Source organism: Pedobacter sp. GW822-FHT03F06 (assembly GCF_058801365.1).
Window position 1 is genome coordinate 158,458 of record NZ_JBXANE010000007.1, and the last position, 13,157, is coordinate 171,614.

The window sequence follows — 13,157 nt, forward strand, 5'->3', positions numbered from 1 at the left end:
CCGCTGTAACTTTTAATACTCAACTCTGTTTTTTTGATAATTGAAGCAGGATTCTGTAGGAGTGAATATAACGAACAACGTTTGTGGATTTAATTACAGCATAATTGGGAGAAGCAGGCAATGATGCCTCAATTAAATCTAATATTATGCAAAAGCAAAGCTTTAAAAGCAATGATGATCTTATACAAGGTATAGAGATTATCCTTTCAAATTACCGTTGTTCGTTTTCAGACGAAGAACAAGTTCTTTTAAAAGACTGTGTTAACAGACTCCAAGATTCGAACCTCAAGCCAGACTTGCAGGGCCGCGTCACAGAATCCGTTAAAGTAGTGGAAATCCTAATTCGTATTTTCTCTATTTATGAACACATTAAAGACCTGTTTTAATCTGACACTCCTACTTTTATCAAACTCATTTGTAATGAATATAGGAAGTACCATCAAGAAAATAAGAATACAGAAGGGTTTTAAACAAACCGATTTTGCCGATAAATGCCAGCTTACGCAGGCTTATCTATCGAAAATAGAAAGCAACCAGAAAGAGCCTGCAATCTCGGTATTCAAAACCATTGCGGATGGACTGGGGGTACCGCTCCCCGTGCTTTTTTTCCTGTCACTGGATGAGGAAGATATTGATCCCAAAAAGAAAGAGGCCTTTCAGATTATCCTTCCGTCCATTAAGGGAATGATTGAATCTTTTTTTTAGCTACCCGTTAAAGCTATGTTGGATATACCGAAATTACTACAGCTATTGGGCATTTCGCAGTCGGAATTAAGGCACCTGACTGAAAATATAGACAAATACTATTACCTTAAAAGCAATCCCAAGCTGAATAAAAAAACAGGGGAACAGCTGATAGACAAAAACGGAAAGCCCCGTACCCGAGATCTATATCCCAGCATCAACCTCTTAAAGACCGTTCAGGAAAGAATCTATAAAAACATTCTAAAAACCATAAAACTGCCTGCATATGCTTTTGGCGGTATTGCTAAAAGGGACAATATTCTCAATGCAAAAATGCACCAGGGCAACAAATATTTCTTCAACACGGATCTGCGCAATTTTTATCCGGGTATTAGAAATACACAGGTTTTTGAGATGTTAGTCAGCCGGAATATTTCTCCTACGGTCGCCAGAATTTTAACCAAACTGACCACTTACAAGGGAATGTTGCCACAGGGAACGCCAACATCTCCATATATCGCCAATCTGGTTTTCATAAAAGCCGGCAGTGCGCTACAGGCTTTATGTGAGGTGCATGCGCTCACCTTAACCACCTTTGTGGACGATATCACCATTTCTTCGAAAACAGATTTTCAATTTTTGGTCAATGACTTTATCGTACTCATCCAGTCCAAAGGTTTTAAGATCAGTCATGACAAGACCTTCTACAACACCTACCAGCCTAAGGTGACCAATATTATTGTGAAAAACAATGGCCTCTATTTAGCGGAAAGTTACAAGAAAAAGATTGATGAATTTGAAGATAAAAGTACGCCAAAAGCGAAAGGAACGATCAATTATTATGAGCGGGTTCGAAAAATCAGTAAAATAAAATCGGCGAAAATTAAGCAGGGGATTCTTTCAAAGAAGACCTGAGTCCGGAGTTTACCTTATTATCTTATTCGTTGACTGTTCATGTTCAGTCACTTTTATCACATCCGGGAAAAAATGGTTTCCCGTTTTGAATGATCGTCGGTTATTTACAGTTGCACGTTAGAATTCAAATGCGATCACGTTTCCTTCCGGATCCCGCCGCACATTTCTCGGGAAAACAAAGTTCTTTGCTGCATTTGCATATTGATCTAAAGCAGTAAAGTGGGGGTTTCGGCAATAGTGGTTCTTCCCCACTTTTGGTGGTTTTCCATGATAAGTCTGGTTATTATTCGTTAAGAAATAATGAATCTTACCAAACTGATTTTCTCACCAATTGATCCATTTAAAGTTGTATCAGTAGATAACCAGGTCGACTTTGTCAATATCTATGTACAGAGCAGGCAAAGGATCTGCCGTTGTCCAGATTGCCTAAGTCCGTCAAAGAAGCTTCATAGCTATTATTTAAGAAAGTTCCGTGACCTGCCTACATTTGGGAAATCATGTAATATATACCTGCAGTCCAGAAAATACCATTATCTTAAAACTGAATGTAAAAGAAAGATATTCACAGAACGCTTTGATGACCATTTCGAACCATGTAAGCGATGGACAAAAAAATTGGATGAGAAATTGTTAGCCGCCGCCCTGGAAATGGGTGGGAGACCCGCTGAACGCATTTGTAATACATTATCCATGCCTGTAAGTGATTCTACTTTACTAAGATTGATCCATAAAACTCCCCTTCCCCCGTTAGGGCAGCTTAAAGCTGTAGGGGTAGATGACTGGGCATATAAAAAGCGGGATAGATATGGTAGCATCCTGGTAAACTTGGATACCGGGAAAGTAATCGATCTGCTGCCAGACCGGGAGGAAAAAACATTGACCAGTTGGCTGCAAGGGCAACCTGCGATAGAGGTAGTTACAAGGGCCGTTACGGCAAATATATGCGGGCAGCCACAAAGGGGGCTCCCCAGGCTATAGGATTTTCTTTAAAAAAGGAGATTATAATGCCATGATTAACTACCAGATTTTTATTCAGGAGTTAAGCGAGGTTATTGCTCATTGGAAAAGTAGAAAGTTGCGCCAACAATCAAATCAACAGCATAGCAAGTCAGATAAATATACTAGCCAGCACCTTTTCAGGGTAACAGCGGCAGTAAGCACTCAGACCATGAATTTTTTTTCGTAAATGTTCGTCCTGCCAGACGAAGTTGGCAGGACATCAGGAGGGAGGGCTTAAAATAACAGTATAAAACGACAAATTTTACTTGTTTTTATATAATTTTTTTTCAATATTTAAGGAATTAATCAAATCAAAAATAATGTACGCCTCTCAACTCCAAAGATTAAAACTTATTTCTTGGCCAAATCCATGGCCAACTCGACTCAATATTACGAAAATAGGTAAATGTTTGATCGATTCTGATAACCTGCATTGTCGCAAGTATATTTAGCAAATGAATCCCTTTAGTACAAGAGGTTGTAAAGTGGCTTAGTCTAATTGATTAACCCGTGGGGTTTTAATTTACTTACCTCTTTCCAGTTTTTTTTCAAAAATACGGGATACCGTAAAATTAGAACCATTCAAATCATTTAGTTTGTCAATATATCTTATAAATAATAATCCTAATGACCACTCCATTTAACAAGAAATAATCATGTGGAATGACAAAGAAACAGATGTAGATTTCCTGGGCTATGATAAAATAGCAGAAACCATACATGAAATCGTAAAAGACAATCACCTAAGACCGCTCACCATTGGTGTCTACGGTGATTGGGGTGTAGGGAAATCATCTATACTCGCCTTGCTTCAAAAAAAAGTTGCCAACCTTGAACCCGAAGAGCGTAAAAAGGTCCACACCATAATGTTTAACGGCTGGTTGTTTCAAGGCTATGAGGATACCAAATCGGCACTGATGGAAACAATCGTTACTGATTTGGCCAAATTGCAACCAGACGATAAAAAGATCATGGATTTGGCAAAATCCTTGCTCAAACGCATCAACTGGCTCAAAGTAGCAAAAGTCTCAGCCGGTGTACTCTGGACGGGAATGACTGGTATTCCCCATCCCGGGATGGTTGGAGAAGCGGTCAAATTTGTCAAAGGCGTTGGCGAGAAAATAGGTGTCGCAGCAGAGGTGAAAGCAGACGAAGGCGATTGGTTAAAGGAGGAAGAAGCCCAAACAGTGCCCAGTCAAATTCACGCTTTTCGAAAAGAATTCAAGGACCTCATTGAAACTTCAAAAATAGAGCAGTTGATTGTACTGGTTGATGACCTGGACCGATGTCTGCCAAAAGCCGTCATTGAAATTCTGGAGGCCATTAGACTATTCCTTTTCGTCGAAGGAACGGTTTTCGTTATATCTGCAGATGAGCGGATGATCGAGTATGCGGTTCGGGACCATTTCCCTAACCTTCCGTCAGACTATAAAGATTACACCCGTAACTACCTGGAGAAACTGATTCAGATCCCGATACGGGTACCGCTGATGAATAAACTCCAAACCGGTAATTTTATAAAATTCCTTATGCTACAAAATCATTTGAGCAATAATATGGAAGAAATGGAAAGGATATACGGCGTATTTGAATCGAAAAAGACTTTGCCCTATGAGAGCGTGGAGCTCACCTACGAAATTGTAAAAGAAGCGTTCGGAGGTAGTTCAGAGGAGCTCCGGAAAACATTGCTCGTTGGTGATACCTTGTATCCAGTTCTGTCTACAGGCTTGAAGGGCAATCCACGTAATACCAAACGTTTTCTAAATTCCCTTTTTCTAAGGATGAAAATCGGAGAAATCCATGGCCTAAAAGCTTTGATCAGGCTTGATGTGCTCGCCAAACTAATGCTTTTGGAGATTTTTGACAGCGAGCGGTACCAGGAACTCGTAAACCAGGTAGCTGTATCGGATGATGGCAGATATCCAGAAGCCACTCAATTTGAAGATGCAGACCCGGATGATAGTGAACTTAACAACGCTATGGTCGCCTGGAATAAACTCGAGCCCAGCTTAAAAGAGGAAGACCTCAGGCCATACATCTTTATATCGAAAGAAAAAGCCATTTCTTTCGATAAAGAGAATCTGCTATCCACAACTGTCATCTCGTTACTAAAACAACTGAGTTCGAGTTCGATAATGGAATTAAACGCTGCGGAAAGGGAACTGAAGCAAGTGGGCCAGAATGAGGCTAATATCATATTTGAAAAACTTATTGAAAATTGCCGAAAGCTTGAAAAGATGACTTCACAGCCCAATGAAATGAAGGGATTATATCGACTTATCAAAGTCTTTCCGACTCTTGAGATTAAACTGGTGGACTTTCTTATAACCAGACCAGCGACGAGTTTGGGTGCATGGGCGATATCGGAATCCCACTTTATTACTGCTGAGGCCAAAGAACGATTCAATGAACTTTTGGTAGCCTTGAGGGATCAGGGTACAGGTGCGTTAAAAACACTGGCTTCACAATATTTAACAAATAAATAAGATATGGGAACTTCAAAACAAGGAACAGGACCGAGACCGGCCACACCACTTATACCGGACTGGATACCCGATCAAAATGATCCTACACCATTACCAGAACCAGATCAGCCTGCTGAACCCGGAGATCCCCAACCGCCTGAGGTGCCACCAACGCCTCCGGAACCTGAAAAGCCAGAGAACCGATTTGCAGAAGCCAGAAACAGGTTTGCCAGTTTCGTTCGAGATCATTCAGCTGGTAACCGAGGTGCTATACATGATGCTTTTCGCAGCTATGTGAATAAAGGTGGCGGAGGTTCAGGTACTTTCTCTAAGCGAATGCGTCCTGCAGCAGCCAGAGTCTCCGGTTTCGTCAATGTCATGGACACCATCCGCGAGGGCCTTGATGGTGCTTTAGACTTCCTTAACTTGTCCGAATACAAAGACAAGCCTTTGCTGGAAATCTTGGGGGCCTTAACAGACGTAATTTTTAATGAGGAAAATGACTATGCCAACATACAGGATGACAGTATCAATAAACTTGCATACGCCCAAACTATTGTTCGCATCGTTTCAGAGGAAAATATTGACCTAGACAGGCTGAACAACGAGAATATAGAAGTGATGACCGCGATATTTATTGAGGAAACAATTGCAACAAGGGTGATATGCGATATCGGGCAGATGCTCTTTAGAAAAGATAAGCCCAGTGCTGAAATTATTGACATTGAAGAAAGCATTTATCAAATTGTCAGCGGTTTGGTCAGGGTCGACATTATGCCTGAAATCATTGCGACGCATAGAGGCAATAAAGATGGGTTGGAGAAGAAAATTGAAAATATCTACAGGATTGCATTTGACTGCATTGCTGGAACCTTAGAAAATTGAAAAAATGGCAAAATTTGCGTTGAACATAAAACTTGGTGCCAGCGATAGCGGTGCTGTAATTAATTTGGCTGATTATCAGGTTGTAGCAGATCTTAAACTCCTTGATAGCGGGAGCAGAGATGAAGTAAAGCTCAATAAGCTCTTCATGGGCATGAAGCGGCTCAAGCTTGAGCCCAACGAACTTGCTATGGATATGCTGATCATTGCCTGCTCAATGTATGGTGCAGATACTAGGATCGATCGCCTTAAGACCGCAGACGACAGCTGGACCCGGCAAATCGACCTTTTTATCCCGGTGAGCGATGTCGTTAAGTGGAAAGAACAAATCCCGCTGCTAAAAAAAATCTTCGGATTCCTTACTGGTGATATCTGGAATATAACGTTCAGGACCAGAACGGGTATGTCGGGAATAGCCCCTAAAACCAAGCTAAAAAAATTCGGGATGCCCTATCAGACCGATACGGTCTGCTTGTTTTCGGGGGGGATGGACAGTTTTATTGGTGCTATCAATTTGTTATCGAAAGGTATACAGCCGCTATTTCTCGGCCATGCAAAATCTTCGGATGTCTCCCCAAATCAGAAGTTCTGTGAAGATGCACTGAAGGCTGCATTCCCGACAGCTGTTTTCAACAGGCTTTATGCTTTCGTAAGGATACCAAAAAAAGATCTTTTCGGTCAGGAAGAGAAAACGGAACGAGGGCGATCATTTTTGTTTTTGACCCTCGGATCAATTTGTGCCTCAGCCCTGAACCCAGGTTCGCCTTCGAAACTGATTATACCCGAAAATGGATTGATCAGTCTTAACCTTCCGCTTACTCCAATGCGGACCGGTTCTCACAGTACGCGCACTACCCACCCGCACTATCTGGAAATGATGCAGTCCCTATTGGATAACTTGAGGCTTGGTGTTCAGCTGAAAAATCCTTACCAGTTTAAAACAAAGGGAGAGATGCTGCGGGAGTGTGCAGATTCCGCTTTGGTGGAGAAAACCAGCACGATGTCCTGCAGCCACCCATCAGGCCGCTTTCAGAGTTTGGGCAATGGCCACTGCGGTACCTGTGTACCCTGTATTATCAGGCTTGCTTCGTTCAAGGCAGCGGGAAAAACGGAGGTGAAAAATTACCGTACCGATATTTTTGACCGTGCACAATTGGATACCCCGACAAAAAAGGATAATATTGTAGCCTTTAAATATATGATAGAAAAGAGCAATCAGAATCCGGAATATATAAAAGGTCTTATTCGTACCACCGGTCCGCTTGGAAAAAATGTTGATGATTATGTTGCCATATACAAACGCGGACTTGCCGAGGTGGAAAATCTGTTGAACAGTATCGTATTATGATTAATCCGCCCCTAGTTGATGCACATTGCCACCTTGATCTCTTGAAAGGAATTCAAAAATTGGCAAGGGAGGAAGACCTGATGGGAATAAAAACCATTACTGTAACCAATAGTCCTGCTTTTTACGGGGCTAATTTGAACTTGTTTAGCGCTGCAAAAAATATTCGCGTGGCTTTGGGCCTTCACCCCGAACTCGCCAGCCAACATAGATACGTTTCCAACATGAAGGAATTGATTGCAAACTCCAGATTTGTTGGAGAGATAGGGCTAGATGGCTCAACTGACTTTCAGGTTAGTTTTGCTGCCCAGTTGAGTAACTTCCAGTCAGTTTTAGAAGAAGTGGCCAAGTTTCAAGATAAGATTTTAACGGTGCACAGCCGTAATGCTGCGGAGCAAACCGTAAGTTTGCTCCGCCACTACCTATCCAAGACTGCAAACAAAGTAATTCTGCATTGGTATACAGGAAGCGCTCAAACGATGAAAGATGCCATTAGTCTTGGTTACTACTTTTCGGTAAACCATAAAATGATCAAAAGCAGAAAATCTGTGGCGCTGATCAAGGAAATCCCGATCGGCAGGGTTCTGACCGAAACCGATGCGCCCTTTACCTTTGATCGCTTGATTGATAATAGACAAAAGTCATTGGAAAGCACATTGTATGGACTTGCACTTATATATGGTCAGAGCGTTCAGGATATGAGGCGAAAAATTTATAACAATTTCAAGTCACTTTTAACTGCTGAAACTGAAGTCACGCATTAATCCGTTCAACAAATATTTCAATTGCTAGGTAATGACGAATCTACTGTTCTTATCATCTAAGAAAATGATTGTAGTAAAGGTTACATTTTCAGCTGGCTTGCCTATCATTAAAATACTAAAACATTTAACAGTGGAGGCCTATTATTTTACCTATGTTACCCTAGAAAACAGGCTTGCCAAGTATGTTGAGCAACTTTTATTCGATATTTACGATATTGCCTTGAATACGCGTGAGAAGAAAGGTAAAAACCGGCTTTGTGCATATTTCACGCAAGCTTCTACCGCCTTATCAGCTAATTCCAGCTGCGTTAATTGTTCGATGGCGAGCGAAAGATTGTCTTTTGATATCAGCGGAGAATGTTGCTTTACCTAGTGGCCTATAGCAAACTTGTCCCCGACAAGATGTGCATGGTATAGTGGTATGATAACCCTCGTAAAGATACCAATGCTGGAAAGTGATCCTTTGAGTAGCCCTGTCTTGAGGCGATCGTTCTCATAAAGCGGCTGGAAGAAATCCAGAAATCCTATTCTCCGGGCAGCCATATGATTCTCTAAAATTAACATCTTGACCTCGTGTAGATTTTCCCGCCACCTAGGGTGACCTGTTAGTTCTATGCGTAAACCAATTTGATTGACCCCGTTCCGCCAATTTTATGTGTTGGGGAAATTTACTGTAAACCAGTAGGTTGTCGATCGGACGTTTTTGGTGAGATGGGGTCAACGTACACCGGTTTTTACTGTGGGACTGGAAAAGAATTCTATTCAGGTTAACATAGTAACCGAGATAAAAATTAATAAGCCCTTTTAAGTAATTAATTTATGATCCCTGATTTTGTTTTTTAAGTTTAAAACACAATCTTCATTATTTAATAATGAAATTCTTCGTCATGACAAAAACAAACGAACTCGATTGGAAGGAATATGAAGCAATCACCAAATATATTTTCGAAAACCTGGGCGCTAAATCCGGCATAAAGATCAAAGGATATGGGAGAAACTTCTGGGTCACCGGAAAATCAGGGGAGAAGCATCAGGTCGATGTACTGACAGAGCAGGTTACAGGTGATCAGAAACTTCAGACAGCGATCGAATGCAAATTCGTTAAAAAGAAGGTTACTAAAGAAATCGTAATGAAACTGCACTCAGTGATGGAAGATGCGGGCATTAACAGCGGTATCATTGTGTGCAAAGCTGGTTATACAAAGAGTACCATGAACTATGCTGCACACAAAGGCATGAAACTTATCGAATTGAGGGAAGCAGGGGAAGAAGATTTAAAAGAGCAACGCGTCATCGATGTCGGGATTCTGGATATCAATATCGATGCAACGCTTACTCGTCCAATAATCACGGAAATAGATCTTGGGACGAAAACAATAACCGACCAGAAAGAGATAATGGGGATGTACAAGGTAACCATGTTCAATGCGGATGGTAAGGAAGTGTATTTTAAAACCTGTCTTTTTGAGTTCCTTAATGATCTGGAACAGTACGATGTTTTAATGAGAATGACCAGAAATTCATATACGCCTTTTGGGGGAAGATTGACCTGGAACAATAATGGGGAAGAATTGGTCATTAGGGAAATCAAGATTACCGGTTATCTGACCAGGAAAGATTCCAGTTCCAAAAAAACGTTCCAGATCGTCGATCATGTATGGCTTATCATGAACGAAATCTTTGAGAACCGTCGCACGACTTTGTCCAAAAGCGGGATGATGTATAATTTGCCTCTAACTTTCTAAGTTTACGTGTTTGATATCTTGAAATGAGTATGCTATGTGATGAGTTCGTGACTTATCACAATATCGTTAATGGTGCTCATATATATCAAATTCCTTTGTTGGCAGTTCTACAATCTCATCGTACAATTTGCCCTTGTGAAGAAATCCATAGGTTTCGCCGGGTAAAATATTCTGCCAATAATACGGCCCTTGCTTTTACATATTGACTTGACTCCCTGATTTCCATGGCCTAAAATATAGATTACTACTGAAAATAAAAAGCCAGTGGTACCAATCTTTTCTGCGGAACGATCCAGGGACAGGCAGATCGATTTTCAGCTCTATTAGTTAGAGTAGGTGTTTCCAGTTGTCTGCAATTAGAATGTCGGATGCATGGTGTATTCTTGTTTGGAGCTTGGATAGGTTTGTTTTTTAGCTAGGAAAGGAATAGTGGTGCCGGTAAAGGAAAGCAGCCCTGCTCTCTGCTTTTCTACGCTGCGCTTCGTGCCCGCGCCAATCAGGTTTAAATGGTATCGCCAATGTACCAGGAGGGGGAGGCATTGTAAAAGGAAGAGGCCAATATGTCAAATATTGACCTCTTCTTTTATAAGATATTCCAAGTTTATCCACGTATTATGGGCAAAGCGCATATTGGCTTGAAGCCGCACTTCCCGATAATCCTTGGAGCTCTTGGTCATTACTCTTCTCCGTATTAAGGGGTTGCAGAAGGAGATTTACCGCATCGTCTTTTCCCAATCCATCTGCAATTCCAATTAGAGATTCGTAGGTGGTGATGTTATAATGATAAAATCGGCGGACTGCAGTAACGGTGTTTATTTCATTACTTGGATCATCGCGCCCAACGGTTAGAATCCTCTTTTTTGCATCCTCCAGGAAACTAGGGAATGAGGCTGATTTTTTAGCACTTACCCGCAGTCCAAAAGCTTTGAATACTTCTTCCAGGACAATGATATTTTTTTTTCTTGAAGAGATGCTCCTCTCAAAAATATGGGAAACCGGATCGCTCACCAAATCTGTTAATTTGGGTAATTCCTTACATAAGTACTTTTCTGTCCACAGCACGTCACAAAGTGATTCTGTAAGATAGTTTTTGATCTCATCAAAAGAATGTACGTGCCAGTGAAGGTTTCGCTCGCTGTGAATGTCAATATCTAAGTTCTCAGGGTATTTATATCGGTGATGGTTGGAAATACGGGTTTCATTTGAAAAGGAACCTTGGATATTGGTATTCTTAATTTCAAACTCAAATTCTATTTCTTCCTCTGTCTTTTCGAGTCTATATTTTTTATAATCCTCAATGCTGATTTTGTATGCTATTAAGGCCTGTTGTAGCGTAAATGTACCATCTTGAACGGTTTGCTCAATAAGCATGCACCTGCGTTCCAATTTCTTGCGATCATTGGAATGCAGTTCATCTCCTGCATAGGCTTCTTCCCTGAAGTTATTGTTCCTGGTCAACATATTGCATAAAGTTAGTCAATTGTTCTTCATTTTTAAAATCCAAAATTCCTTCCCATTCCGATCCCATGAGGATTTCTTCCATAAAATCAAATTCTGTCCATCTGATAACCGGAAATCTTTCACCATTGGGATTAAGCTGGTAATAACGGTCATAGACTGCTTTGACCATATCAAATTCCATACCATCTCCCAATAGTTCATAAGCCTCTTGCAAGATACGGGTAATACCATTTTTATCAGTCGCCCTAAAATCATATTTGGCCCATACCAGTCCTCCGTGTGTCAGGCCGGGCGAGACCCTAATATGGTCAATGCCCATATTGATGTATTGCTGGACACTCACAGCAATTATTTTTTTTGATAATCCCTGGCCCCGGGCGGTACCAGGAAGACGGAATGCTGTATGTTCTACCTGTATCTTTTCGCCGTTTTTGGTCAGGTCCCTGATCAAAAAAAGCCCTTCAGTTGTTGAATCAAATTTATCATCAAGGAATGAAATCCTGATAGTTGGATTTCCTTTCAATTCTGAAAACTCAATGGATCGGTTAACAGGAGGGGTGGCTTTTCCTTTGAAAAGCTCCTCGATTTTTGTATACCAGTTTAGAAGGTCAAGATTGGGAAAATGGATATTCACAAAATCAGCAGCATCCTTCGTCCCAAGATTGAGTTCGTATCCGAGCTTTTCAAGAGAAACAAGTTCGTCTTCGGTTGTGAGGTGAGCTATTTGTTTTAAAGATGCGAATTTGGACATTGAAAGCTAAATTACACCTTATAACGATAATCTAAAAACATGACTATAAAATAATCTCCACAGGATTAACCTTATTTTTTAAGGCCTTTGTAGAAAGGTAATGCACGGCATTCCGGGGACTGATTGAAACTAAAACGGGCAATGAATTGAATGCATGGATTGCAGAAGCTAACCGTTCGGTTATTGGAGAGTTGAAAAGTTTCGCCACAAGGTTGTTGTCGGATCTTCAGTCTATTGAAAATACTATCAATCTACATTGGAGCAATGGTCCAGTCGAAGGCAATTAACAAACTTAAGACTATTAAACGTCAGATGTATGGAAGGGCAAGCTTCGATTTACTCAGAAAAAGACTGCTATTAGCACCGGATTGACCACCAAAATTAGGGAAGAACCGCTTTTGCCGAAATACGCACCCTGTTTGTCAAGTTTAATTGATCCCCGCTTTATTACTTATGCTGAGGTTACTAACTTGTACTTTGAAAATGCTGATAAGGGGTCAATGATAATGGTTTTCCAGGCGAATCTAATAAATTGCCCAATCCCCAGCAAAAATCGCATATCACAAATTAGAGTTACCCGCAGGAATACTTTAACCACTCGGGTGTTTTGCGAGATGTATTTTTGTATACACAAAAAAATCTTGCGCCCTTGAGGTCGAGTATTTCCTCGGAACTCGGAAATACTTAAAACACTAATAAATCATCCAAAAATTCTGTAAAATCTAAAGTGTAATGTATTCTAAAGGGAGGACGTGTTTGAGCACTACGAATATGCGAGATTTATATCGATAAATAAGATATTCCTAGTGCATGAGAAGAAAGCTAAAAAATGAAAATGCTTTTTAGTCACCCTATAATCTATAAAGCTAGTATTAAAAACCTTTTCAAAGTCGGAGGTTATCTAAGTTTCGAGCAAAATTAGCATCCTAGTAGTTAAAGGCCTAACTAGGTTCCGCTATCCCCTACGGATTAGCCAATAAAAAAGAGTCTCCGACTCGGCTTAGATAAATGAAATGGCTTTAAACAAAAAAAGCCCATCTTTCGATGAGCTTTTAATCAGTAGCGGGGAGCAGGATCGAACTGCCGACCTCAGGGTTATGAATCCTGCGCTCTAACCATCTGAGCTACCCCGCCGGGCTTAATATT

At 40.9% G+C, this 13,157-nt stretch carries 12 protein-coding genes, 1 tRNA gene and 1 pseudogene; 11 read left to right on the forward strand and 3 right to left on the reverse strand.

The genetic code is table 11. From position 1 onward, the window contains the following. Window positions 1–104 precede the first annotated feature (104 nt). From AC1RJ8_RS13980 to AC1RJ8_RS14025, 10 genes are all read left to right on the forward strand, one after another. Window positions 105–386, forward strand: a complete 282-nt coding sequence (locus tag AC1RJ8_RS13980) for a hypothetical protein (RefSeq protein ID WP_492954351.1) — start codon at window positions 105–107, stop codon at window positions 384–386. A 34-nt stretch (window positions 387–420) separates the two neighbouring features. Then, the gene (locus tag AC1RJ8_RS13985) at window positions 421–705 is read left to right on the forward strand and encodes a helix-turn-helix domain-containing protein (RefSeq protein WP_492954352.1); all 285 of its coding nucleotides are present in this window, start codon (window positions 421–423) and stop codon (window positions 703–705) included. A gap of 15 nt (window positions 706–720) precedes the next feature. Next, window positions 721–1,599: a reverse transcriptase family protein gene (locus AC1RJ8_RS13990; protein ID WP_492954353.1), complete on the forward strand. Its 879-nt coding sequence runs from the start codon at window positions 721–723 to the stop codon at window positions 1,597–1,599. A 300-nt stretch (window positions 1,600–1,899) separates the two neighbouring features. Continuing rightward, entirely contained in the window at window positions 1,900–2,577 is a 678-nt protein-coding gene (locus AC1RJ8_RS13995) for a transposase family protein (protein WP_492954354.1), read from the forward strand. 677 nt (window positions 2,578–3,254) lie between these two features. Further along, window positions 3,255–5,084: a Qat anti-phage system ATPase QatA gene (gene qatA, locus AC1RJ8_RS14000; protein WP_492954355.1), complete on the forward strand. Its 1,830-nt coding sequence runs from the start codon at window positions 3,255–3,257 to the stop codon at window positions 5,082–5,084. A 3-nt stretch (window positions 5,085–5,087) separates the two neighbouring features. Then, window positions 5,088–5,948, forward strand: coding sequence for a Qat anti-phage system associated protein QatB (locus tag AC1RJ8_RS14005; RefSeq protein ID WP_492954356.1), 861 nt, complete (start codon window positions 5,088–5,090; stop codon window positions 5,946–5,948). Window positions 5,949–5,952: 4 nt separating this feature from the next. After that, window positions 5,953–7,293: a Qat anti-phage system QueC-like protein QatC gene (gene qatC / locus AC1RJ8_RS14010; RefSeq protein WP_492954357.1), complete on the forward strand. Its 1,341-nt coding sequence runs from the start codon at window positions 5,953–5,955 to the stop codon at window positions 7,291–7,293. Then, window positions 7,290–8,054 (forward strand): Qat anti-phage system TatD family nuclease QatD, encoded by a 765-nt coding sequence (gene qatD, locus AC1RJ8_RS14015; protein WP_492954358.1) that lies wholly within the window; start codon window positions 7,290–7,292, stop codon window positions 8,052–8,054. The genes qatC and qatD overlap by 4 nt, the downstream gene beginning before the upstream one ends. 31 nt (window positions 8,055–8,085) lie before the next feature. Next, window positions 8,086–8,427, forward strand: a complete 342-nt coding sequence (locus tag AC1RJ8_RS14020; RefSeq protein WP_492954359.1) for a hypothetical protein — start codon at window positions 8,086–8,088, stop codon at window positions 8,425–8,427. Between the two features lie 499 nt (window positions 8,428–8,926). Further along, complete coding sequence (locus AC1RJ8_RS14025; RefSeq protein WP_492954360.1) at window positions 8,927–9,799, forward strand: restriction endonuclease; 873 nt, start codon at window positions 8,927–8,929, stop codon at window positions 9,797–9,799. A 612-nt stretch (window positions 9,800–10,411) separates the two neighbouring features. Here AC1RJ8_RS14025 and AC1RJ8_RS14030 read toward each other — a convergent pair. Together AC1RJ8_RS14030 and AC1RJ8_RS14035 are read right to left on the reverse strand one after the other, a co-directional pair. Next, on the reverse strand, window positions 10,412–11,260 hold the full coding sequence (locus AC1RJ8_RS14030) for a DUF892 family protein (protein WP_492954361.1): 849 nt from the start codon (window positions 11,258–11,260) through the stop codon (window positions 10,412–10,414). Beyond that, window positions 11,241–12,011: a hypothetical protein gene (locus AC1RJ8_RS14035; protein WP_492954362.1), complete on the reverse strand. Its 771-nt coding sequence runs from the start codon at window positions 12,009–12,011 to the stop codon at window positions 11,241–11,243. Before AC1RJ8_RS14035 ends, AC1RJ8_RS14030 begins: the two co-directional genes overlap by 20 nt. 251 nt (window positions 12,012–12,262) lie before the next feature. Between AC1RJ8_RS14035 and AC1RJ8_RS14040 the strand changes: the two are divergent. Then, window positions 12,263–12,383: pseudogene (locus tag AC1RJ8_RS14040) on the forward strand (transposase); the annotation flags it as partial. Between the two features lie 688 nt (window positions 12,384–13,071). Here AC1RJ8_RS14040 and AC1RJ8_RS14045 read toward each other — a convergent pair. Further along, window positions 13,072–13,145: transfer RNA gene (locus tag AC1RJ8_RS14045), tRNA-Met, on the reverse strand. Window positions 13,146–13,157 lie beyond the last annotated feature (12 nt).